General features: G+C 68.9%; 19 protein-coding genes, 2 tRNA genes and 1 riboswitch. Of the genes, 8 read left to right on the top strand and 13 right to left on the bottom strand.

Going from position 1 to position 22,333, the window contains the following annotated elements:
• Positions 1-75: 75 nt before the first annotated feature.
• A riboswitch (TPP riboswitch) is annotated at positions 76-184 on the bottom strand.
• Positions 185-248: 64 nt separating this feature from the next.
• Both CPY97_RS04940 and CPY97_RS04935 read left to right on the top strand, forming a co-directional pair.
• Complete coding sequence (locus tag CPY97_RS04940) at positions 249-881, top strand: hypothetical protein (protein ID WP_096421037.1); 633 nt, start codon at positions 249-251, stop codon at positions 879-881.
• 26 nt (positions 882-907) lie between these two features.
• Complete coding sequence (locus CPY97_RS04935; protein WP_096421036.1) at positions 908-1,672, top strand: hypothetical protein; 765 nt, start codon at positions 908-910, stop codon at positions 1,670-1,672.
• Positions 1,673-1,765: 93 nt separating this feature from the next.
• Here the strand turns inward: CPY97_RS04935 and CPY97_RS04930 are convergent.
• Positions 1,766-1,839 (bottom strand) — tRNA-Met (locus CPY97_RS04930).
• A gap of 60 nt (positions 1,840-1,899) precedes the next feature.
• Entirely contained in the window at positions 1,900-2,292 is a 393-nt protein-coding gene (locus CPY97_RS04925) for a hypothetical protein (RefSeq protein WP_096421035.1), read from the bottom strand.
• 233 nt (positions 2,293-2,525) lie between these two features.
• On the opposite strand from CPY97_RS04925, the gene CPY97_RS04920 reads away from it, so the two are divergent.
• Complete coding sequence (locus CPY97_RS04920) at positions 2,526-3,083, top strand: DUF3060 domain-containing protein (RefSeq protein WP_096421034.1); 558 nt, start codon at positions 2,526-2,528, stop codon at positions 3,081-3,083.
• A 65-nt stretch (positions 3,084-3,148) separates the two neighbouring features.
• On the opposite strand, the gene CPY97_RS04915 is transcribed toward CPY97_RS04920, so the two are convergent.
• Positions 3,149-6,067: a UPF0182 family protein gene (locus CPY97_RS04915; RefSeq protein ID WP_173826863.1), complete on the bottom strand. Its 2,919-nt coding sequence runs from the start codon at positions 6,065-6,067 to the stop codon at positions 3,149-3,151.
• Between the two features lie 74 nt (positions 6,068-6,141).
• Positions 6,142-7,257 (bottom strand): PDZ domain-containing protein, encoded by a 1,116-nt coding sequence (locus CPY97_RS04910; protein WP_096421033.1) that lies wholly within the window; start codon positions 7,255-7,257, stop codon positions 6,142-6,144.
• A 113-nt stretch (positions 7,258-7,370) separates the two neighbouring features.
• Between CPY97_RS04910 and CPY97_RS04905 the strand changes: the two genes are divergently transcribed.
• Entirely contained in the window at positions 7,371-8,768 is a 1,398-nt protein-coding gene (locus CPY97_RS04905; RefSeq protein WP_096421032.1) for a zinc-dependent metalloprotease, read from the top strand.
• A gap of 55 nt (positions 8,769-8,823) precedes the next feature.
• A complete protein-coding gene (locus CPY97_RS04900) occupies positions 8,824-9,624 on the top strand; it encodes a hypothetical protein (protein WP_096421031.1) in 801 nt (266 codons plus the stop codon).
• Here CPY97_RS04900 and CPY97_RS04895 read toward each other — a convergent pair.
• The gene (locus tag CPY97_RS04895) at positions 9,593-11,338 is read right to left on the bottom strand and encodes an ATP-dependent helicase (RefSeq protein WP_096421030.1); all 1,746 of its coding nucleotides are present in this window, start codon (positions 11,336-11,338) and stop codon (positions 9,593-9,595) included. The two genes, CPY97_RS04900 and CPY97_RS04895, sit on opposite strands and share 32 nt — an antisense overlap.
• Entirely contained in the window at positions 11,335-12,279 is a 945-nt protein-coding gene (nudC, locus tag CPY97_RS04890) for an NAD(+) diphosphatase (protein ID WP_231924044.1), read from the bottom strand. Before nudC ends, CPY97_RS04895 begins: the two co-directional genes overlap by 4 nt.
• A 112-nt stretch (positions 12,280-12,391) precedes the next feature.
• Here nudC and CPY97_RS04885 point away from each other — a divergent pair, with 112 nt between their 5' ends.
• Positions 12,392-13,435 (top strand): phosphotransferase, encoded by a 1,044-nt coding sequence (locus tag CPY97_RS04885; protein ID WP_096421029.1) that lies wholly within the window; start codon positions 12,392-12,394, stop codon positions 13,433-13,435.
• On the opposite strand, the gene CPY97_RS04880 is transcribed toward CPY97_RS04885, so the two are convergent.
• The 5 genes from CPY97_RS04880 to gabT form a co-directional block, all read right to left on the bottom strand.
• Positions 13,400-14,104 carry a gamma-glutamyl-gamma-aminobutyrate hydrolase family protein gene (locus CPY97_RS04880; protein WP_096421028.1) on the bottom strand — a complete coding sequence of 235 codons (705 nt, stop codon included), beginning with the start codon at positions 14,102-14,104 and terminating at the stop codon, positions 13,400-13,402. The genes CPY97_RS04885 and CPY97_RS04880 overlap by 36 nt on opposite strands.
• Before the next feature lie 2 nt (positions 14,105-14,106).
• Complete coding sequence (locus CPY97_RS04875; protein WP_096421027.1) at positions 14,107-14,370, bottom strand: sigma-70 family RNA polymerase sigma factor; 264 nt, start codon at positions 14,368-14,370, stop codon at positions 14,107-14,109.
• 35 nt (positions 14,371-14,405) lie between these two features.
• Positions 14,406-15,953, bottom strand: coding sequence for an APC family permease (locus CPY97_RS04870; protein WP_096421026.1), 1,548 nt, complete (start codon positions 15,951-15,953; stop codon positions 14,406-14,408).
• 334 nt (positions 15,954-16,287) lie between these two features.
• Positions 16,288-17,748: an NAD-dependent succinate-semialdehyde dehydrogenase gene (locus CPY97_RS04865; protein ID WP_096421025.1), complete on the bottom strand. Its 1,461-nt coding sequence runs from the start codon at positions 17,746-17,748 to the stop codon at positions 16,288-16,290.
• Between the two features lie 54 nt (positions 17,749-17,802).
• Positions 17,803-19,155, bottom strand: a complete 1,353-nt coding sequence (gabT, locus tag CPY97_RS04860; RefSeq protein ID WP_231924043.1) for a 4-aminobutyrate--2-oxoglutarate transaminase — start codon at positions 19,153-19,155, stop codon at positions 17,803-17,805.
• Positions 19,156-19,306: 151 nt separating this feature from the next.
• Between gabT and CPY97_RS04855 the strand changes: the two genes are divergently transcribed.
• Positions 19,307-20,863: a PucR family transcriptional regulator gene (locus tag CPY97_RS04855; protein ID WP_096421024.1), complete on the top strand. Its 1,557-nt coding sequence runs from the start codon at positions 19,307-19,309 to the stop codon at positions 20,861-20,863.
• 30 nt (positions 20,864-20,893) lie between these two features.
• On the opposite strand, the gene CPY97_RS04850 is transcribed toward CPY97_RS04855, so the two are convergent.
• Positions 20,894-21,376, bottom strand: a complete 483-nt coding sequence (locus tag CPY97_RS04850; RefSeq protein WP_096421023.1) for an NYN domain-containing protein — start codon at positions 21,374-21,376, stop codon at positions 20,894-20,896.
• Positions 21,377-21,613: 237 nt separating this feature from the next.
• Between CPY97_RS04850 and CPY97_RS04845 the strand changes: the two genes are divergently transcribed.
• A tRNA-Leu gene (locus CPY97_RS04845) sits at positions 21,614-21,695 on the top strand.
• Positions 21,696-21,724: 29 nt separating this feature from the next.
• Here CPY97_RS04845 and CPY97_RS04840 read toward each other — a convergent pair.
• Positions 21,725-22,243, bottom strand: coding sequence for a hypothetical protein (locus CPY97_RS04840; protein ID WP_096421022.1), 519 nt, complete (start codon positions 22,241-22,243; stop codon positions 21,725-21,727).
• Between the last annotated feature and the right edge of the window lie 90 nt (positions 22,244-22,333).

Raw genomic sequence — 22,333 nt, 5'->3', positions numbered from 1 at the left:
CGGCGCCTATTGCTCGCGCAGCGTGCGGTGAGGGCGACGACGGTGCGCGCGAACGCGCGATGAATGGACGGACTCCATGGGGCGACTCCTACTTCCTTCGCCGGCATTACCCGGACAGGTTCGAACGGTCGCAGGCTGCGTCAGCCCGATCTCAGCCCTTGCAAGGACTCCCGTGTGGATGTCGACCACCCTATCCGATCGCGAAGGGTGCAGTGAACGCGAGCGTCGTTCCGCGGAATAATGAGCGTATGACTGCGCCGTCGCCGTCGCCGGAACGTTCGAGGGAACTCGAGCTCCTGCGTCGGCGCGCGTACGGCCCCGATGCCGATATCGTGCTCGACCCGGCTGCGCAGCGACGGCTCCGCGAACTCGAAGACCTCGCGAGACACGTCGGTGCCACCGATGACGATCCCGTCGACGCCCGACCGCCGGGGGCCGACGATGCGAAGGTCGATCGCGGCCGCGTGGGTGTATCCGAGCGCGGGCGACAGGACGGTGGCCGTGTCGAGTATCCGCCCGCGCGTGATCGGCGATCGGGCTGGAGGCGCATGCCGCTCTGGGCGATGACCGCCGTGGTGGGCGTCGTCGTCGGGGTCGTGGTCGGGCTCTTGTGGCCCACCGGCTCCGCACCTCCGCCCGACCTGACGCTGGGCGTCGACGCGAGCGGGGGGCCCCGGGTTCGCCGAGAACCTGAACTACTGGGGAGTCGACGAGAGCACCGTGGTGCCGCACGAGTCCTACGACGCCATCGAGGTCTGGACCGCGCAGCGCATGGATGGTTCGAGGTGTCTGCTGCTCTCGCACGAGGGGTCGTTCCTCACCGCGACGACGACCCCACGCCCGCACTGGCCCGACAGCTCGGTCGCCAGCTCGGCGACTGACCTTCAAGAAGAAGGAGATGATCTCCATGAACACATCCGCCGACGACTACCTGGCCGAGGTCGGTGGCCTCCTGGCCGACGTACCCACACCTTCGATCAATGCCGCGGTAATGCGTGGCGCGGGTGTTCGCCTCTCCTCGCCCCGCGAGGGGATCCCCGGCCCCCGACGGCTCATCCTTGACGGCACCACCACGGGCCGTCATCTCGCCACCGGTGCGACGGCCACAGCGCTCCTGGCCAGCCAGCGGCGGAACCTCGCCTATCTCGACGCGCAGCGGGCTCTGCTTGCGGAGGACGAGACTCGCGCCGACGACGAGATGCGTAGCCCCGTCGAGGAGAGGGAGGACCACGCCGCCGAGGTGCTCGGCATCCTTCGTGCGCTGCCGCTGCTGTCCGGCGACTTCTCCGGAGTCTTCGACGAAGTGGCCGATCTCGCCGGGATCGAGCAGCACGGCGGCGTCTGGGAGGTTCGCGCGGTCGGAGGGGAGGCGGCCCCGGCGCTGGAAAGCTTGGGAGACGGCTTCACGCTCGACGCGCTCAAGACGCAGACGGCGGCGAACGCCGCACGCCTTCGACGCTGGCGCACCGCACTCCGCGGCTATGACGAGAGTGTTGGAGGCGGTCCCGCTACCGCTCCGTCCCGTTCCGCGCGGGCGGCGAAGCGGATGCCGGTCACCGCTAAGCTCACGAGCCCTCCCGCGCCTAGCGCCGACGAGCAGGACAAGCGGATGACGCAGAACGCTACCTCGAAGAACCGCCAGGCAGGCGAGGAGGGTCTCGAACTCACCTGATCTGGACCTGACTTTTGTCCTGACCTGCATAGTCCGAGCAAAGCAGTAGGCCCCTAATCTGCGAAGAAATCCCAGATTAGGGGCCTACTTTTGTTGCGGGGGCAGGATTTGAACCTACGACCTCCGGGTTATGAGCCCGGCGAGCTACCGAACTGCTCCACCCCGCGGCGTACTCTCAGGCTACCACGGGGTGAACGACGCGGTCGAATCGACGCCACCCCGGCGACCTACAGAACGGACCGCGGGCCCGTGTCACTCCAGGCGAGCATGAGCTTTCGCTGAGCACCGTCCGCAAGCTTGAAAATGACCTCGAGATCGAACTCGTTGGTGTCGCGAGCCTGGTCGTCGAGCACCACGAAGTAAGCAATGGTCTGCCCGGTCAACGCCCGAATCGGCACCTCGTATCGGTAGGCGGGTCGTTCGACGTGCTCACCAAACGCGGCAAGCGTGAGCCGGCCCGCGTCGGTCTGCAATTCGATACGCGCTTCCGCGACCATGAGGGACGCGACGGCAACGCAGGCGAACTGCTCGAGCGCGCCGTGGACCGTCGCGAAGCGAGCGACGAAGTCGTCGTGTTCCCCCATAGTTTCCCAGTCTGCCCGATAGTCGATGATGACCATGAGACATTCCCTCTCCCAGCCCCTACGAAAGAACCTAAAGGTTTGGGGTGGCCACGAGCAGTCCCAACACGGGGAACCCCCGCCCGGTGGACAGACAGCACGTTCTATCTTCGTGAGAGTCCTCTCACACTCTCGTCATGTTTCGCCCATGTTTGCCGAACAGGGTTGATGGGTAACGGCGAGAACCGCCGGCGCGCCACGCGTGTTAACCCGACCCCACAAGGAGAAACAGCATGACTCGCACACTGAACCGCCTTCCACTCGCGCTCGGCGCGCTCGTATCCGCCGCCGCCCTCGCGGGTTGCAGTTCGATGGCAGGCTCCGCATCGAGCAATCCGACCGGGATCGACCCCATCGAGCAACGCCCAAGTGCCGACGCAAGCGTCGACCCGGAAAGCGGCGCATGGCTCGTCCCGCTCACCCGCGGTGGAGAGTTCGAAACAACGCAGAATGGCCTGACCGTGACCATCGTGTGTGATGGTGGCGGCGATGTGGACATCGACGCCAATGACGTGGTCGCGACCATTGTGGGCAACTGCGAAGAGATTGAGGTCGACGGGTCGAACAACATCGTCTCTGCCGAGAACGCCGAGGAGATCGACGTCGACGGCGCGAACAACGAGATCACGGCGGGTGACGTCGTGGAGATCGAGGTTGAGGGCACGGGAAACGTGATCACCACCACCTCCGCGATCGAGATCGAGGCGGAGGGATCGGGCAACACCGTTCGCTTCGGCTCGGGTAGCCCGACGATCGACGACGAGGGATCGAACGACATCAGCGCTGAGTAACGCGGCGAAACAGCGGGAAAGCCCCGGCCATTCGGCCGGGGCTTTCCCGTGTCTCCTTGTGGTGGCTACTGGCTCAGCTGGATTGCACGCTCCAGTGCCTCCTGCAGGCGGGCATCGGCCTGAGCCGCCGCGACGAGGTCGTTCGCGCGGTACGCGGCCTCACGGTCGAGCAGCGCGTCGCGGGCGTCAACCAGCGCCTGCTGCAGCGCGTTCGGATCGATCGGCGGCGCCGGCGTGGTCGGCTCCGTCGGCTCGGTCGGCTCGGCAGGGTCGGTCGGCAGTGGCGCCCCGGGCTCCACGTCGCCGTCACCGGCGACGGCGCCCGAGTCTCCGCCGAACAGCACATCGAGCGCCTGATCGAGCGTGTCTTCGAACGCGATCTCTTCACCGAACGACACGAGCACACGACGCAGGAGCGGGAAGCTCGTTTCACCGGTCGACTGCACGTAGACGGGCTGCACGTAGAGCAGTCCGCCACCCACGGGGAGTGTCAGCAGGTTTCCGCTGATGACCTCGGTCTGACCCTGACGCAGCAAGTTCAGCTGCTGACCGACGTTGGCGTCGGAGTCGAACTGAGCCTGCACCTGTCCGGGGCCGGGAATCGTCGTCTGGCGCGGCAGACGCAGCAGCGTCAGCTTGCCGTAGTCGTCACCCGCGTCGGCGTTCGCGGCGAGGTAGCCAAACAGTACGTTGCGCTGGTTCTCGCCGGTCGCCGCCGGGATGAACGTCGAGTACAGCGTGAACGACGGATCGTCGCTGCCCGGCACCTGCATCGTCAGGTAGTACGGGGGCTGCAGCGTTGGCGCGTTGGGGTTCGACACCGGGTCGTTTGGGGTGCGCCACTCGTCATCGGTCGCGAAGAACGAGCCCGGCTCAGTCACGTGGTAGCGGCCGAGGATATTGCGCTGCACCTTGAACAGGTCACTCGGGTATCGCACCTGGCTGAGCAGCGCGTCCGACATCTCGTCGGCCGACTCGAGCGTGTTCGGGAAGATCCTCTGCCACGTCTGCAGCACCGGATCTTCCGTGTCCCACGCGTAGAGCGTCACCGAGCCGTCGTATGCGTCGACCGTCGCCTTCACCGAGTTACGGATGTAGTTGATGTTGTCGATCGGAAACTGCGGCGCCGGTGTGTACGTATCGGCGATCGCCGCCGACAGCGCAACAGAGGTCGAGTACGGGTAGTTCGCCGTCGTCGTGTAGCCGTCGACGATCCACTTGATGCGTCCGTCGATGATCGCCGGGTACGGGTCGTTGTCGAGCGTGAGGTACGGCGCGGCACGTTGCACGCGGGTCAACGGGTCGCGGTCGTAGAGGATCTGCGAATGGTCGTTCACCTGGTTCGACAGGAGGATCTCGGTCGACTGGAACGTGATGGCGTAGATGAGGCGCTTGAAGACGTTGTCGAGCGCAGGGCCGCCGTCACCGGTGAAGGTGTAGCGAGCGTTGCCCGACGCGTCGATGTTCTCGTCGCTGCCCACCTCGCCCTCGGCGGGGAAGTCGAGCTCTTGAGGCTCGGCCCCCTCCGGCGCGCCGACGATCGAGTACGTCGGAGAGAACTCGCCGAAGTAGATGCGCGGCTCGTACTCACCGAGCTGCTCGGTGAGCACACCACCCACCGGAATGCCCTGCTCGAGGAAGACCGGCTGACCGTCGTCGGAGCGCTGGTTGCCGAAGGCGGCCACGAGGCCGTAGCCGTGGGTGAAGACGATGCGCTGGTTGACCCAGTTCTGCGCCGACTGGCCGTCAGGGTTCAGCTCGCGCACGGCGAGAACCGTGTCTTGCGTCTGACCGTCGATCTCGTAGCGACCCACGTCGAGGAAGCGCGGGAACTGGTAGTACTGGCGGAACTGCTCGAGCTGCGCGAACGCCGGCGAAACCAGTGCGGGGTCGATGATGCGGATGTTCGCCGTGGTCTCGGCGTATTCGCGCAGCGCGCCCGCCTCCGCCTCGGTCACCGCGTTGTACGGGACCTCGACGATGTCGGCGACACCGTAGGCATCGCGGGTGAAGTCGATGTTCCGCTGGATGAACTGCGCCTCGAGCTCGCGCTCGCTCGGCACTACCTGGAACTGCTGCACGAGGGCCGGGTAGCCGCTGCCGATGATGAGGCCGCTGATCACGAGGAGGGCCGTTCCGATGACGGGCAGGCGCCAGCGACCGATGACCGCCGTGATGAAGAACAGTATGGCGACGATGATCGCGATGCCGGCGAGAATCGCGCGGCCCGGGATGGTGGCGTTCACCTCGGTGAAGCCCGCACCGGCGGCGAGGAAGCCGACGCTCGGTTCAACGGCCGCCGCGTACTGGTCGAACCAAATTGACACACCCTGCAGGGCCACGTAGAGACCACCGGTGACCGCCAGCTGGATGCGCGCGGTGCGACTGATGCGGATCTCGCGGCCGTTGACGCGGATCGATCCGTACAGGTAGCCCGTCGCGGCGGCCGCGAGCAGCGACAGCAAGACGACGGCCGAGGCGAAGGCGATGATGCCGCGCCAGAACGGCAGCTCCCAGACAAAGAAGCCAACATCGAAGCCGAACTCGGGGTCGGCGATGCCGAACGGGGTGCGGTTCAGCCACTGCAAGACGACGGGCCAGCTGCTGGCCGCGGCGACACCGCCAAAGAGACCGAGCACGCCGGGGATACCGAGCATCGCAACGCGACGCAGCGGCTCGACGACCTCCTGGTACCGGTCGAGCTGCGAGGAGAGCTTCGCGTACATCGGCCGGGTGCGGTAGGCGAGCTGGAGGCTCAGCCACACGGGCAGGAACATCGCGACGAAGCCGACGAGGAACATGACACCCGTCGCGATCCATCGCGTGGTGAGCACGTTGAGGAATCCGAGCTGGTCGTACCAGAGGATGTCGGTGTAGAAGTTAGCGAAGACGAAGAACAGGATGACGAGCGCCGCGAGGATTCCGGCGGAGATCGCGAGGGTCGACCTCGAGCGGTTCTGGGGCGGCGTTGCTGTGGACGTCACGTGGGGACTCCCGGGGTAGGTGGGCACTCCCTTTCAGACTAGTGGGAGGAAGCTTGGTACTCCCCGGCAAGCCCCTATTGTCCGCAGCGAGCGAAATCGTCGGTCGGCGCCCCCGACTCGACGGCCTGCAACACCGCGATGGCCTCGTTGAGGGAGGCGACCGGGTAGACGTCCAAGTCGCCCGGAATGTTGCCCGAGATCTCGCCGCAGTTCGCGAGCGGGGCGAGAAAGACGTCGGCTCCCACGCCGACCGCTCCGTGCATCTTCTGCACCACTCCTCCGACGCGACCGACCGAGCCGTCGGCGGCAATCGTGCCGGTGCCCGCGACCTCGGCTCCGCCCGAGAGCGACCCCGGCGTGAGCTTGTCGATGATGCCGAGGGCGAAGATCATTCCCGCGCTCGGTCCGCCGACGTTCTCAAGCTGAATGCGCACGTCAATGGGGAATTCGTACTGGCCGGCGATCAGGACCCCGATCACCGGAACCCGGTCGGTGCCCTCCGACAGCACCGGGGTGATCGGCACCGACTGCTCGGTACCGTCGCGGCGAATCGTCACGTCGGCCGCTCCCGCCACACCGTTGCGGGCGATCTCGGCACGCAGCGCGGTCACATCCCGCACGGCGACACCGTTGACCGCGACGATCTCGTCGTCGGGTTCGATGACGTTGGCCGCGGGGCTCCCCTCGAGCAGGTCGACCACGACGAGGCGACTTTCGTACGGCTCGCCGATCGCACGCAGGGCCGCGGCGACGGCCTCCTGCTGAGAGTTCTCCATGTCGATGCGGCTCTGCTCGCGGCGCTCCTCGGTGGAAACCCCGGGCGGGAACACCTGGTCGACGGGCACGACCGACTGAGACGGGGTGACCCACGCCCTCATGACCTCAAACCAGCTTGGTGAGTTCTCGGGGTTTCCGAGCACGTTCACCGTCACCAGGCTGAGCGACCCCTCGGTGGGATACGTCGGCTCGTCGGGAATCTCAATGAGGGGAACGTCGACGCCGTCGACCGTCACAGAACCCAGGGTGTCGATGACGGGGCCGGGCCGTTCGATGACGTACGGCGAGGGCAGAATCGCGAGCCCGAGCATCCCGAAGACGGTGACGGCCATCATGAGGAGGCCGACGCGGCGACCGCCCCGGCGTACCGTCTGTTCGACGCGCGCGTCGTCGTCGTCGGTGAACAAGCTCACGCGTCTCCTTGATCAACGTTTCTGCGGCGGGGGCTGAGCCGCCACTGGGAACCCGGTCAGCCTACGGCGAACGCCCGGGTGCTGCGCCCGGCAACCGCATTAGCGTAGGAACCATGGCTGAGAACCCCCTCGGGGCGAACGACGACGAATTCCGCGACATGATGCGCAAGTTCCTCTCCGGGGAGGGCGACATCGACCCGTCGAAGCTCGCCGGCGCCGCGGGGTTGCCCGCAGACCCGGTGATGATGGCGCGACTCATGGGCCAGCTGCGCAAGGCCATGGATTCCACGGGCGACGGCATCGACTGGCAAAACGCGCGGGACGAGGCGGGGCGCATCGCTGCCGAAGGCTCGACCCGCACCGCCCAACTCGACCTCGACCGGCTGCGGCAGGCGCTCAGCGTCGCCGCGCTGTGGCTGGACGAGGCGACCGGCATCACCCAGTTGACGAGCGAGCCGGCGCTGCTCACCCGCGCCGAGTGGGCGCACCAGACCATGCCCGTGTGGACCGAGCTCGCCGAGCCGGTCGCGACCTCGATCGCCGACTCGATGACACGGGTGCTCGCCGAACAGGTTCCGGAAGAACTGAAGGGGATGCTCGCTGGCGCCTCCCAGATGATGAGACAGGTCGGCGGCGCCCTCTTCGCGCTGCAGCTCGGTCAGGTCGTCGGGCGACTTTCTGCCGAGGTGGTTTCGGGCGGCGACATCGGAATACCTCTGTTGCCGGGCCGCGACGAAACCGATGTGCAAGCGGCGCTGCTGCCCCAGAACGTGACAGCTTTCGGCACCGACCTCGATATTCCCGCGGACCAGGTGCAGCTCTACCTCTCGGTGCGCGAGCTCGCGCACGCCCGACTGTTCCGGCACGCGCGCTGGCTGCGGGCCCATCTGATCAGCGCCATCACCGATGCAACGCGCGGCACCACGATTCGGCTCGAGCGCCTCGAGTCGCTCGCTGAGGGCTTCGATCCGCAGAACCTCGACAGCCTCCGAGCCGCACTCACCAGCGGAGAGTTGATCGAGCCAAAGACGGAAGCGCAGCAACAGGCGCTCGCCCGCCTGGAGACGACCCTGGCGCTCATCGAGGGCTGGGTCGATGTGGTCACGGCCGACGCGACCACGCGCATCCCCCGCGCCGACGCGGTTGCCGAGACGGTGCGCCGCCGCCGCGCATCCGGCGGCCCCGCCGAGCGCGCCTTCGCCACCCTGGTCGGGCTCGAACTGCGACCGCGACGACTGCGTGAGGCCGCCGCCTTCTGGCGTCAGGTCACCGACGCCGTGGGAACCGAGGCTCGCGACGCCCTCTGGGCGCACCCCGACCTCATGCCGACCGCTGCCGACATCGATGACCCGGATGCGCGCATCCGGTCGATGACGGACGGCCCCGCCGAGCCCGACGCGCTCGACAAGGCGCTCAGCGATCTGCTCGCCGGGGAGGGTGACCGGCCCGTCGAGCGCGGGCCGGGCGAGGCTCCGGACGAGCCGCCGTCGAGCGACGAGCCGACCGCGTAGCGGGGCTGTGCACAACCCGCGCTGCGGCTAGCGGACCGGGCGCATCATGTGCGCCATGATCCTCCGACTCGACCCGCGCAGAGCCCTTGTCTGGCGCGATCCGCGCACCGTCCAGCTCGGCGTCGACCCTGTCGTCGCGGTGATCGACGACATCGGTGACGGCGAGGCTCGCCTCCTCGGGGCGCTCGCGACCGGCGTCACTCGCGACGGGCTCGACGTACTCGCCGAACTCGCCGGAGTGCGTCTCGACCGGGTCGAGCGGCTCGTGGCGGCCATTCAGCCGGCGCTCGCTCCCCCGCCCGAGCCGGTGGCCCGACCGCGCGTCGCCGTCGTCGGTGCGGTTCCGGCCACCGCGCGCATCGCAGGGTTGCTCGCCAGCGCCGGTTTTCGCGTCGTCACGGGCGCGACCGGCGAGGCACTCGATACCGCGGGTATCGCCGCAGCGGTGCTCGTCAGCCACCACGTGGTTGACCCGCTCGAACACCTGCGGTGGCTGAACCGCGACCTCCTGCACGTGCCCGTCGTGTTCGGCGAGCTGGCCGTGACGATCGGTCCGCTCGTCGATCCCGGCCGCACCCCGTGCATCGCCTGCGTCGAGCAGCAGCGCACCGACGCCGACCCCGCCTGGGCGGCGATCAGCCCGCAGCTGTGGCGCACCCAAGCCTCGGCGGACACCGAGTTGGCCGCGACCGAGGCGGCACTCGAGGTCGTGCGCATGCTCGCCGAGCGTGCCACGCACCAGGTGCGCCTCGACACCGAGACGGGCGCACGCACCGAGCGCACCTGGCAGCCATCGCCGCGCTGCGGCTGCCGTGGGCTGGAGCTCAGCGGCGTGACGCCGATCGCGGCGGGCTGAGCTCCGCGAGGAAGCGGCTCGGCGCGCGCTCTCCGCGCGAGTTCGCGCCGGTCGCCGCCCACGACAGGTCGAGCGTTCGTCGCGCGCGGGTTACGCCCACGTACAGCAGGCGCCGCTCCTCGTCGATTGCCGCCAGGTCGGTGCCCGCGTAGCTGATCGGCACGAGACCTTCCGACAGGCCGACGATGTGAACGTGGTCCCACTCGAGGCCCTTCGCGGCGTGCAGGGTTGACAGCGTGACCGCCGAGATCGTGGGCGCGTGCTGCTGCTCGGCGCGGGCGCGCAGCTCGTCGACGAACTGGGCGAGGGTCGTTCCGGCGGGCGCCTCCTCGGCGAGCGCCAGCAGCGCGTTGAGCGCATCCCACCGCGCGCGTTCGGCCCCGCCGCCGGTCGGTGGGTCCTGCCGCCAGCCGAGACCCCGGAGCACGTCGCTGACGCTCTTGAACAGCGGCTCATCGCCGACGGCGACGGAGGCGCCGCGCAACAGCATGAGCGCCTGGCGAACCTCGGGCTGGTCGAAGTATCGACTGTTCGCGCGCGACTGCACGGGGATGCCCTGCCGGCGCAAGGCCGCCTCGAGGGCGATCGACTGGGTGTTGATGCGGTACAGCACGGCGATCGATTCCGGTGCGGCGCCGTCGGCGATGCGCTGAGCGACCTGCTCGGCGACGTACGCCGCTTCGGCCGCGTCGTCGGCGTGACCCCGGATGCTCGGGGCAACCCCGTGCGCCCGCGTCCCCTCCACGCGGTTGTCGCCATCAGCACCCGGCGTCGCTGCCCGCAACGTCAGGGCGCCGGGCCGACCGCGCATGAGCCGGTTCGCGGTGTCGACGATCGCGGGCGTCGACCGGTAGTTGTCTTCCAACCGCACGATGGCTGCCTCGGGAAATTCGGTGCCGAATCGCACGAGATAGTCGCTCGTGGCACCCGTAAACGAGTAGATCGTCTGCGAGGCGTCGCCGACGACACACAGTTCGCGCCTGCCGCCGAGCCACAGCATGAGCAGGTCGTGCTGCAGCGGCGAGACGTCTTGATACTCGTCGACGACGAAGAATCGGTACTGCTCGCGAACCTGCTCGGCGACCCGCGGTTCGTTTTCGAGCATCCCGGCGGTGGCGAGCAGCACGTCTTCGAAATCGATCTGGCGACGCTCGTCCTTCACATCTTCGTATCGGCGTTGGAGGTCGACGACCTGCTCGACCGTGAGGCCGCCCGGCATGCTGCGGCTCGGCGCCCGGGTCGCGTACTGCTCGATCGACAGCCGGCTAACCTTGCGCCACTCGATCTCGGCGGCGAGATCGCGCAGGGCGGCGGTGTCGACGCTGATGCGCAACGACTGCGCGGCCTGGCCGAGCAGCGGGCCCTTACCGTCGAGCACGCGGGGCGGGGAGCCGCCGACGACCGTCGGCCAGAAGTAGGCCAGTTGGCGCAGCGCCGCCGAGTGGAAGGTGCGGGCAGCGACCCCCTCGGCGCCGAGCGCGCGCAACCGACCGAGCAGTTCACCGGCCGCGCGGGTCGTGAAGGTGAGCGCCATCACGCGACGCGGGTCGTACGCCCCCGTCGATACGCCGTAGGCGATGCGGTGGGTGATCGCGCGGGTCTTGCCGGTGCCGGCGCCCGCGAGCACGCAGACGGGACCGATGAGAGCCTCGGCGACTTCCCGTTGTCGGTCGTCGAGCTGGGCGAGCAGCCGGTCTGCCGTGACGGTCGTCATGCGTCGAGCGGCCCGCCGAACCAGTCCTCAATGATCGCGCGGGCGATCGAGGTGCGGCTCGGCAGCACGATGTCGGGCAGGCTCGCGGCAAGTTCGTCGCGGCTGAACCAGCGCAGGTCGAGAATTTCGGTGCCATCGGGGCGCAGCGTCGCCGACTGCGCGGGGTCGAGGCTCGCGCGGAATCCCAGCATCAGAGACGCGGGGAACGGCCACGGCTGCGAGCCGACGTACTGCGGGTCGACGACGCGCAAACCCGACTCTTCAAAGACTTCCCGCACGACCGCGGCCTCGAGCGACTCCCCCGGTTCGACAAACCCGGCGAGCAGCGAGAACCGATTCGACTCCCACTGCGCGTTTGAGCCAAGGACGAGGCGGTCACGCTCGTCGGTGACCCCCACGATGATGGCGGCGTCGGTGCGGGGAAAGATCTCGCGACCCGTCCCGACATCAATGCGCACCCAACCGGCTCGACCCGGTTCCGTCGGGTTTCCCGTGCGCGGCGAGAACTGGTGCGATGCGTGCCAATTGGCGATGCCCAGAGCCTCGATGGCGAGCCCCGCATCGCGGTCGCAGAGCTGGTGCCCGAAGGTGCGGGGGTTGCCCCAGCGCACCATGTCGGAGGCAAGCGTCGGCCCCGTGGCGTCGTCGACAACCACCGCCACAATGGGCGACCCGGCAGGGATCCCGCCGTCCGGGTCGTCGTCGACCGTGCGGCCGAGATAGATGCGCAGAGCGTCGGAAGGCACCCGGTCGGGCGTGAGGAACTCGAGGGCGGGCTCCTGTGCGGGGGTCAGCAGCACCTCTCCGCGCCACAGCGCAAGGACGCGCGTGCGAGCATCCGCCCACAGTTCATCGAATACGTGCGGTCGCTCGCGCGTCGCGTTGTCACGATCGATGCGGTAGCGCGACAGCGGCAGCCGACCGGTGAGCGAGCGAAGCACTAGGCCTCCAGGGTGGACGTGACGACGAGCGACGATAACCCTACGCCCGCTGACCCGAGAGAACGTGTGGCGAACGACGCGCTCGGGCGCCTCCGCACCTACCCTGGTGGGCATGGCCAGGACACCGCTCACTCTCGCCGCGCTCGCCACGGCGGCCGTGCCCGGCCTCGACGTCGTGAAAGCCGAGCGCCTCGGCACTGCCGGCGGGGACGCCGACATCGCCGTGCTGTCGGCGCGCGACGGGCGCACGCTCATCATGCGGCTCCCGCGCACACCGGCCGGCGAGCAGCAGCAGTCGGCCGAGTTGGTCGCCCTGCGCGCCCTGAGCGACGGGGTGCGCAACCGGCTACCGTTCGCCGTGCACCGCATCCTCGGCACCACGATCGTCGACGGCACCCGCGCGATCGTCACCGACTATCTCGACGGCGCTCCCCTGCAGTTGCAGCGGATCACGCCCGGCCAAGCCGCCTCGATCGGGCGGGCCGTCGCCGCCGTGCACGCGCTGCCCACCAGCGTCGTCGGCGATGTGGGACTGCCGCAGTGGCGCCCCGTCGACGTCGTGCGTGAAGCGGTCGCCACCCTCGACCGCGCCGCCGCGACCGGACTCGTACCGGCCTCCCTGCTCACCCGCTGGGAGGCGGCGACGGAAGACCAGGCGCTGTGGCAGTTCACCCCGACTGTTATCAACGGCTCGCTGTCGGCCGGGTCGCTGCTCGCCGTCGGCGAGACCGTCACCGGGATGCTCGGATGGTCACGCCTGCAGGTCGGCGACCCCGCGCGCGACCTGTTCTGGATCCTCGGCTCGGCCGACCCGGCCGTTCCCGAGGCCGCCCTCGACGCCTACACGCACGCCCGCGGCGTCAACGACCGTCAGGTGGGCAAGCGCGCGGCATTCGCCGCCGAGTTGGAGGTGGCTCGCTGGCTACTGCACGGCACCGACCAGCGCTCAACGGAGATCGTCGACGACGCCGTCGAGATGCTGCACGCCCTGCTCGACCGGGTCGGCGGCGACGTGATGCACCCGCTCGCCGAGAGCGTCGACCCGGAACGCCGCAGCGGCAGCCTCACCGAGGCCATCGACCTCGCCGACGGCGGGCTCGCCGAGCGCTCCGTGCGCGAGTCAGGCGTCGGCAGCGTCGACGAGGGCCGCGAATAGCCGCAGGTCGTCGGGCGACTCCTCCGGGTGCCACTGCACGGCCACCCCGAAGGTCATGCCGTCGATGTCGACGCCCTGAATGACGCCGTCGTCACCGCGGGCACTGACCGTGAGGCCGTCGGCCACGCGGTCGATCGCCTGGTGGTGGTAGCTCTTCACCGTGAGGCGCTCCCCCACGATGGACGCAAGACGCGACCCCGGCTCGGTGATCGCCGGGTTGTCCGCAAACACGGCATTCCCGTAGCTGTAGCGGTTCGAGCCGATCACGTCGGGCAGGTGCTGAATGAGCGTGCCGCCGAGCGCCACGTTCAGGATCTGCAGTCCGCGGCAGATGCCGAGGAACGGCAGATCGCGCTCGATCGCGCCGCGCACGAGCGCGATCTCCCACTGGTCGCGGTCGGGCCGCGGGACGTCGTTCTCCGGATGCGGTTCCTGGCCGTAGAGGCGAGCATCCACGTCTTTTCCGCCGGTGACGATGAGGCCGTCGATGGCGTCGAGGACACGAGAGACAGCATCCGGCGTCGGGGGCTGCGGCGGCAGCGCAACGAACGCCGCCCCCGTGCCGACGACGCAATCGGAGTAGACGCGCGGCAGAACGGCCGCGGGACGGTCCCACAGCCCCATGGCGGCCTGCTCCATGTACGAGCTGAGGCCGATCAGCGCCGCCATCGCTAGCCGGCCTGCGCGGTGCGGCGCAGGATGATCGCCTTGCCCCGCTGGATGATGCGCACGAGCTCAGGCTGGCGGATGCCGAGCTCCTGCGACACGTCGGAGTAGGTGCGCCCGTCGACGAGGATGCCCGTCATGCCCGCACGCAAATCGCTCGGCAGCGCGGCGATCTCGGTGACCAGACGGTCGCGGTCGATCGCCGCGAACGCCTCATCGTCGATCGGATGCTCGGCGGTGACGTCGAGATCGAAGGTGTCGTTGGCCATGACGGGCTCCTCGTCGAATCGGGAACAGGGGCAGGTTAGCTCGCGAAGTCCTTCACGAGCTGCTCGTTCTTCGGGCGGGCCGCCGAGACGCCGAAACCGACCACGAGCGCGATGAACGGCACCAGCACGAGGAACCAGCCGAGCGGGTTGAGCAGCCACGCGCTCTCGGGCAGGGACGGGTCGACGTCGGCCGGGGCCGTACCGGCGAGCAGGTTGAAACGCGACATCAGCAGGTACAGACCGAGCGCGAGCACGACGGCACTGAGGGCGGGGGCAATCTTCGTCGACCACAGGCCGCCGTCGCCCCGCTTCACGAAGTGCCGGATGACCGCGATGCTCACGAGGATCTCGACCGTGACGATCGCGATCACCGTGATCGAGCTCATCCAGAAGAACAGGTTGAGCACGGGGTCGAGGCCCGTCGCCGCGAAGATGACCATGACGAGCGCCGCGAGCGCCGAGACGACGATGACGCCGCCGACGGGGGCTCCCTGGCCGTTGGTCGCCGCGAGGCGCTTCGGCAGCACGCCACCGCGCCCCATCGCGAAGAAGTACCGCGCGGCGGCGTTCTGGAAGGCGAGGAGGCCGGCGAAGAGGCTCGTGATGACGAGAACTGCCATTGGCAGGATCAGCCAGCCGCCGACGTACTGCTCGGCGAGGCTGAACAGCACGCCCTCGGGAGCCTCGAGGCCGTTCGAGCGCTCAAGCACCTCGTCGACGACACCGCTCGCGCCGAGGCCCGTGACCACGCCGAACGACACGATCGCGAATAGGACACTGATGACGGCGATGGCAACATAGGTCGCCACCGGCACGGTGCGCTTCGGGTCTTTCGACTCCTCGCCGTAGATGGCGGTGGCCTCGAATCCGATGAAGCTCGCGAAGGCGAAGGCCAGCGCGATCCCGGCGGTTCCGGCGAAGCCGCCCGCGAGCACGGCGACGGGGCTGAAGGAGGCGGCGATGTCGATGCCCTCGGGGCCGCCGCTGCCGAGAGAGGCGATACCGACGATCAGCAGCACGAGGATCTCGAGCGTCAGGAGCACCCCCAGCACCTTGGCACCGATATCGACGCTGAGCAGCGACAGGCCGGTGACGAGAACCCAGCCGATCAGCGACCACACGTACCAGGGCAACTCGATGCCGAGCTCGGCCATCGTGCCGCCCATGACGGCGCCGAAGAAACCGTAGATGGCGAGCTGGATGGTGACGTACGCGACGACGGCGGTGAACGCGCTGGCGACGCCCGCGTTGACGCCGAGCCCCTTGCCGACGTAGGCGAAGAAGGCGCCCGTGTTGGTCATGGTACGGCTCATGGCGGCGTAGCCGACCGTGAACAGCAGCAGGGTCAGGCCGACGGCGAGGTAGGCGCCGGGGACGGCGGCGCCGTTGCCGAGCACCATGGCGACCGGCACGGCGCCGGTCATGCCGATGAGCGGCGCGGAGGCCGCGACGACGAAGAAGACGATTCCGATGACGCCGATGCGGCCGCGCTTCAGGGCGTGGCCGCCGGAGGTGCTGCTTGTGCCGTCAGCAACGTGGGCGCCCCGGGACGGGGACGAGATGGGGGTGGGTTGATCGGACATGGGTATTCCCGTACTCCTCATTGAGTGGAAAGGTCGTTCGGATCAAAACGACTTGGGTACAGAGTGCTGGATGCACGGGGCCGCGTCAAGCAGAAACGACGCGCAGCTATTCACGCGCGAGCCCCCGCCAAACGGTCGCTTCGGTGCAACACTGCGGGTTCGAACGCGAGGTGTCGCATCAAACGCGCGGGGTTGAGGGTGAGAACGGCCGAGCGCGGCCCAGCCGAGGTCGAGATGCCGGGTCGCGGGCCGCGCGCGGCGCGCGGCCACGCAAGAGAAATCCGTCGCCGGGCGGCCACCACAGCGCCCGGCGACGGAAACTTGAATCGGCGCGCTACGCGCGCGGCACGAAGGTGTACTTCGTGGTCAGGTACTCCTCGATGCCCTCGAACGAACCCTCACGCCCGATGCCTGACTGCTTGACGCCGCCGAAGGGGGCGGCCGCGTTCGAGATGACGCCGGCGTTCAGGCCCATCATGCCCGTCTGCAGCTTCTCGATCATGCGCATGCCGCGACCGAGATCCTGCGTGTAGACGTACGACACCAGGCCGTATTCGGTGTCGTTGGCGAGGCGCACGGCCTCCTCCTCCGAGTCGAACGGAACGATCGCGAGAACCGGGCCGAAGATCTCCTCCTTCAGCAGGCGGGCATCCGGGGTGACGTCGGTGAGGACGGTCGCCGGGTAGTACGAGCCGGGGCCCTCCGGAATCGCGCCGCCGACCGTGATCGTCGCTCCCTTGCCGGCCGCGTCGGCGACCAGCTCGTGCGAGCCCGCCACCGCGTTGTCGTCGACCAGCGGGCCGATCTGCACGCCGTCCTCGGTGCCGCGACCCATCCGCATGGCGGCGACGCGCTCGGTCACGCGACGCGCGAACTCGTCGGCGACGCTCGAGTGCACGAGGAAGCGGTTCGCCGCCGTGCAGGCCTGGCCGATGTTGCGGAACTTCGCGAGCAGAGCGCCGTCGACCGCCTTGTCGAGGTCAGCATCCTCGAATACGACGAAGGGGGCATTGCCGCCGAGCTCCATCGAGGTGCGCAGGATGCCGTCGGCGGCCTGCTTCATCAGCTGGCGACCCACGGGGGTCGAGCCGGTGAAGCTCAGCTTGCGCAGGCGCGGGTCGGCGATGATCTCGGCCGACAGGGCGCGGCTCTCGGAGGTCGTGACGACGTTGACGACGCCCTTCGGGAGCCCCGCGTCGACCAGCGTCTGGGCGAAGTAGAGGGTCGTCAGCGGCGTGAGGGCGGCCGGCTTCACGACGCTGACGCAGCCGGCGGCGATCGCCGGGGCGATCTTGCGGGTCGCCATGGCGAGCGGAAAGTTCCATGGGGTGATGAGGAACGACGGCCCGACCGGAGCCTTCGAGGTGACGATCGTGCCCGTGCCCTCGGGGTTCTGCCCGAAGCGACCGTGGATGCGCACGGCCTCCTCGCTGAACCAGCGCAGGAACTCGTTGCCGTAGGCGACCTCCCCGCGCGCCTCGGCGAGGGGCTTGCCCATCTCGAGCGTCATGAGCAGGGCGAACTCGTCGGCGCGCTCGCGGACGAGCTCGAAGGCGCGACGCAGAATCTCACCGCGCTCGCGGGGCGCCGTGGCGGCCCATTCCTCCTGAACCGCGACTGCAGCATCCAGGGCTCGCACGCCGTCGGCGACCGACGCGTCGGCGATCTCGACGAGAGCGTTACCCGTTGACGGGTCGTTCACGGCCAGGGTGCGCCCGTTTTCGGCGCCCACCCACTCGCCGCCGATGAACAGCTGCGTGGGCACCTTCGCGAGGAGGTCGGATTCAGAGATCATGGTCGCTTTCCGTGGGTCAGATCGGGATGCTCGAGGAGCGGTCGAGGGGCGGCGTCAGTTCGCGGCGAGCGCGTCGGCGATGACCGTAAGGCCCTCGCGCAGCAGCTCGTCGGTGATGGACAGCGGCGGCAGGAGGCGGAACACATTGCCGTCGGTGCCGCAGGTGAGGACGATGACGCCGGCCGCGTGGCAGGCCTTCGCGACGCGCTGCGTGAGGGCGGCGTCCGGCTTGCCGTCGGCGTCGATGAGCTCGATCGCCATCATGGCGCCGCGTCCGCGCACGTCGCCGACGCGGGGGTCGCGCGACTTCATGGCGGTGAGCTCGGCCTGCAGAATGGCGCCGATCTCGTGCGCGCGCTCGAGCAGGTTGCCCTCCTCGTACGCCTTGAGCGCGCCGAGCGCGGCGGCGGTGGCGATGGGGTTGCCGCCGTAGGTGCCGCCGAGGCCGCCGACGTGCGGGGCGTCCATGATGTCCTGGCGGCCGACGACCGCAGCGAGCGGCAGGCCACCGGCGATGCCCTTGGCGAGGGTCATCATGTCGGGCACGATGCCCTCGTCCTCTGACGCGAACATCTGGCCGGTGCGGGCGAAGCCGGTCTGCACCTCGTCGGCGATGAAGACGACGTTGTTCTCGTTCGCCCATTTCTGCAGGGCGGGGAGGAAGCCCTTGGCGGGAACGATGAAACCGCCCTCACCCTGAATGGGCTCGATGATGATCGCGGCGAGACGGTCGGCGCCGATCTGCTTCTCCATCGTGTGGATCGCGCGCGCCGCGGCTTCTTCACCCGACAGTCCGTCGCGGAAGGGGTATGACATCGGCGCGCGGTACACGTCGGGCGCGAACGGGCCGAAGCCGCTCTTGTAGGGCATGGCCTTCGCGGTGAGCGCCATGGTGAGGTTGGTGCGGCCGTGGTAGCCGTGGTCGAACGCGACGACGGCCGACTTGCCCGTGTAGTAGCGGGCGATCTTGATGGCGTTCTCGACGGCCTCCGCGCCCGAGTTGAACAGAGCCGTGCGCTTGGCGTGGTCGCCGGGGGTGATTTCGTTGAGCTTTTCGGCGAGCTCGACGTAGCCGTCGTAGGGGGTCACCATGAAGCAGGTGTGGGTGAAGCGCTGCACCTGCTCGATGACGGCCTGGGCGACGTGCGGGTCGGCGTTGCCGACGTTGGTGACGGCGATGCCGCTGCCCATGTCGATGAGGCTGTTGCCGTCGACGTCGACGATGACGCCACCGCCGCCGGCGACCGCGTAAACGGGCATCATCGTGCCGACCGAGGCGGACACGGCGGCGTTCTTCCGCTCGATGAGTTGCTGCGACTTCGGGCCGGGAATCGCCGTGACGAGGCGACGCTCCTGCGGAAGCGACGGGCCGCCGGTGACGGTGGGGCCTGCAGTGGTCATGCTCATGACGGTGTCCTCTCGAATCGAGTGAGCCCCACGGTAGTGAGCCGTGCATCCGTCTTGCCTATCCACCTTGTACACTTCGGATACACGCGTCCGCCACCGTGGACACCGGCGGCTGCGCGCATCCCTCTTTTTCTCCCGCCGGAGGCCCGCCATGCCGATCACGCTGACGTCGATGCTCGAGCGGCGCGAGCTCGGGCTGACCACCGTTTGGGCTGACGACGGGGCCGCGGCCCGCCCGTGGAGCTGGGTGCACTCGAGCGACCTCGCCGACCCGTCCCCTTTCCTCTCCCGCGGCGACGCGCTCTTGACCACCGGCACGCAGTGGCGCGACGACGCCGACATCGCCCCCTGGGTCGAGCGCCTGGCCACGGTCGGGGTTCCGGCGATCGGCTTCGGCACGGAGGTGTTCCGGGACGGCACACCCGACGCTCTCACCGCCGCGTGCCGGGCGCACGCGATCGCCCTGTTCGAGGTGCCATACCGCACGCCGTTCATCGCCGTCATCCGCACGGTCGCCGACCTCGACGCGAGCGAACGCTTCGCCCGCGTGCGCTTCACCCTCGACGCGCAGCGCGCCATCGCCCTCGCGGCCCTGCGGCCCGACGGCCTCGCCGCCGCCCTCACCGAGCTGGAGCACCGCGTCGGCGGCCCCGTCGCTCTCATCGGCAGCGACGGCCGCGTCGCTGTCGGCCACCGGCCCGGCCGCGTCGCCCTCGACACCGCGCGACGGATGCTCGCCGACGGTCGTCGCGCGGCCGTCGTCATCGACGAGGTCACCCTGCAAACCATCGGACGACCCGATGCGCTGCGCGGCGTGCTCGCTGTCGGCGGCGCCGGCCACGACGACGCCACCCGCGCCGTCGTCACGAGCGTCGTCGCCATGGTCGGCCTCGCCCTCGAGCAGGAGCGGCGACTCGCCCGCACCCTCGACGACCTGCGCGCCGAGCTGCTGTCGGCCCTCGTGCGCGGCGAGCGCGAGCTGGTCGCCACTACGCTCAAGGCACTCGGCGGCGGCATCCCCGACGAGCCGCTCGCGGTAGCCGTGATCGATCCGGCATCGGGTCGACGGGAGGCGCTGCTCGACCTACTGGGCGCGCGGGCTCGCGGGGAGGCGTCGGTGACGGGGGGCGAGCATCCAGGGGCTCGGAGCCGCGAGCACGGAAGCGAGCGCTCGGTGTTTCACGCCCGCGACGGGGCGCGCGTCGTCGTGCTCGCCGACAGCGAGCGCATCGACGAACTGCTGCCGGAGCTCGTCGAGCAGTCGCGCGGCACGGCCGGTGTTGTGCGACGCGTGCGCTGGGAGCGCCTTGAGCAGGCCATCGATGACGCGGCGCGAGCCGCCGACCGCATGGCCGAGCGGGTCGGCGCGGACGCGGCCGCCCCTGACCGCATCCTGGACGCGGCGGCGCTGCGCGACGACGGCATGCTCACGCGGCTCGCGGGGGCGGATGCGCGGCGCACCGCCGAGGCGATGCTCGCGCCGCTCGATAGCCACGACGCCGACAGCGGGGATGCTCTGGTCGCCACACTCGCGGCATGGCTCGGTGCCGACGCCGTCGCCGAGCAGGCCGCCGCGGTGTTGGGCGTGCACCGTCACACCGTGCGGGCCCGGGTGCGGCGGGCCGAGCAGTTGCTCGGGCGCGACCTCGGGGCCTTTCCGGCGCGGGCTGAACTGTGGGCCGCGCTGGTCGCGGCCGGGCGGGCCTAGCTTCAGCGTGACCCCGAGGTCACTCTTGCGTCAGCGCCAGTATTCCGGACGCTCGTGCGCCTGGCCGTCAACCTCGAATTGGTCAGGCAGTTGACTTTGCACAATCTTGCTTCTGCCGATTCGGAAAGAGGCCGGCATCAGGTTCTTCAGCTCCGCGGAACTGCGCCGAGGTGGGAACGCAGCGGTGACGAAAAGCGTTGAGCGAATACTTTTCGCGGCGCGTACCGCCGGACCTAGATCGCTATCTGCGCTCATGATGATGGCAGTGTCCATCAGGTTTAGCGCCGCATCCGAGACCAACGCCGTCGCAATGTTGACGTCGGTCTCCTTCTCTTCATAGCGGGTGTATTCGTGACCGCATTGAGTACACCGAACCTTTCTCGACTGATAGCGACCGTTCACGATGTAAACGACCCCTGGATACAAGGCAACGAGGTCGAGCCACAGGGTGGCTCTGCCAAACTGACTCTTCATCCCGTGGTACAGGTTGAACCCGTCGACGTAGACGATCATCCGTTGCTGGGGCGGGTGTGGTCGTGGTGATTGCACGCGCGCACCGTATCGACGAATTCGAACTCTGAGTCGCTTGTCTACCCAGCGGCCCCGCGCTATCGTGATGGCACTCCACCTGGTTGACTCCGGTCAGCCAGGCCCGACGGCCTCCGCAAGGGGGCCGTCTTTGTTTTCGCGGCGGGCGCCGCGTCCCTTCCGAACCTGCCTCCGGCCGCGCTCAGTAGACTGGCGCCGCCAGCGGGAGTGGTGAAATTGGCAGACACGCAGGATTTAGGTTCCTGTGCCTTCGGGCGTGAGGGTTCAAGTCCCTCCTTCCGCACGATCTACCGACGCACGGCGACGCGTGCGCTAGCGAGCGCGAATGAGTTCGATAACGTCGTTCGGGCTCTCGCTCGGCGGCAACGCGACGACAACGAAATCTGTCTGTAGCGCCTCCACGACTCGAACGGCCGAGAGGACGTCGTCGCCGATCTTGACAACAAGGCGCGACTCCGGCCCCGCAGCAACGACCTGCTCAGTCACCTCGGCGAGCACCGCGGCCCCGTCACTGGTGAGTGTCAGACCGATCGCGTTGTGGCCACCCTCATCAACGGCGACCGCATCGGTGACGCCCACTCGTTCGAAGTCGGGCGGGAGGATCACACTGTCACCCGCGGTCGCGGTGCACCCATCGACGGCGGTGTCTGCGCAGGCTTCGGCGACGCCCAATTCCACAGAGCCCGTCGAGGAGGAATCGGAGCCCGAGGACGCCGTGTCAACGCCGGCACACGCACCGAGCAGCAAGGCCGTCGCGACCATCAGCGAAACCACCGACGATCGTCGAATCAGCAGGTGGTGTCGATCGCGAATGGTGGGGCGGGCATCCATGAGCGTCAGCCTCTCACGAGCAGACCTCATGTCACCAGTTCCGCTCACACAAACGGCGCCCTCCCCCGCGCAGCCGCGGAGGAGGGCGCC

The sequence above is a fragment of the Microcella alkaliphila genome (assembly GCF_002355395.1).
In the GTDB taxonomy this organism is placed as follows: Bacteria; Actinomycetota; Actinomycetes; order Actinomycetales; family Microbacteriaceae; genus Microcella; species Microcella alkaliphila_A.
The sequence above is the reverse complement of the archived record's forward strand: the minus strand, read 5'-3'. Positions and strand labels throughout refer to the sequence as shown.

Bases quoted from the DNA above. Each gene is read 5' to 3' on its own strand.
- CPY97_RS04940 (WP_096421037.1), top strand. From the start codon at position 249: ATGACTGCGCCGTCGCCGTCGCCGGAACGTTCGAGGGAACTCGAGCTC.
- CPY97_RS04935 (WP_096421036.1), top strand. From the start codon at position 908: ATGAACACATCCGCCGACGACTACCTGGCCGAGGTCGGTGGCCTCCTG.
- CPY97_RS04925 (WP_096421035.1), bottom strand. From the start codon at position 2,292: ATGGTCATCATCGACTATCGGGCAGACTGGGAAACTATGGGGGAACAC.
- CPY97_RS04920 (WP_096421034.1), top strand. From the start codon at position 2,526: ATGACTCGCACACTGAACCGCCTTCCACTCGCGCTCGGCGCGCTCGTA.
- CPY97_RS04905 (WP_096421032.1), top strand. From the start codon at position 7,371: ATGGCTGAGAACCCCCTCGGGGCGAACGACGACGAATTCCGCGACATG.
- CPY97_RS04900 (WP_096421031.1), top strand. From the start codon at position 8,824: ATGATCCTCCGACTCGACCCGCGCAGAGCCCTTGTCTGGCGCGATCCG.
- CPY97_RS04895 (WP_096421030.1), bottom strand. From the start codon at position 11,338: ATGACGACCGTCACGGCAGACCGGCTGCTCGCCCAGCTCGACGACCGA.
- CPY97_RS04885 (WP_096421029.1), top strand. From the start codon at position 12,392: ATGGCCAGGACACCGCTCACTCTCGCCGCGCTCGCCACGGCGGCCGTG.
- CPY97_RS04880 (WP_096421028.1), bottom strand. From the start codon at position 14,104: ATGGCGGCGCTGATCGGCCTCAGCTCGTACATGGAGCAGGCCGCCATG.
- CPY97_RS04875 (WP_096421027.1), bottom strand. From the start codon at position 14,370: ATGGCCAACGACACCTTCGATCTCGACGTCACCGCCGAGCATCCGATC.
- CPY97_RS04870 (WP_096421026.1), bottom strand. From the start codon at position 15,953: ATGTCCGATCAACCCACCCCCATCTCGTCCCCGTCCCGGGGCGCCCAC.
- CPY97_RS04865 (WP_096421025.1), bottom strand. From the start codon at position 17,748: ATGATCTCTGAATCCGACCTCCTCGCGAAGGTGCCCACGCAGCTGTTC.
- gabT (WP_231924043.1), bottom strand. From the start codon at position 19,155: ATGAGCATGACCACTGCAGGCCCCACCGTCACCGGCGGCCCGTCGCTT.
- CPY97_RS04855 (WP_096421024.1), top strand. From the start codon at position 19,307: ATGCCGATCACGCTGACGTCGATGCTCGAGCGGCGCGAGCTCGGGCTG.
- CPY97_RS04850 (WP_096421023.1), bottom strand. From the start codon at position 21,376: ATGATCGTCTACGTCGACGGGTTCAACCTGTACCACGGGATGAAGAGT.
- CPY97_RS04840 (WP_096421022.1), bottom strand. From the start codon at position 22,243: ATGGATGCCCGCCCCACCATTCGCGATCGACACCACCTGCTGATTCGA.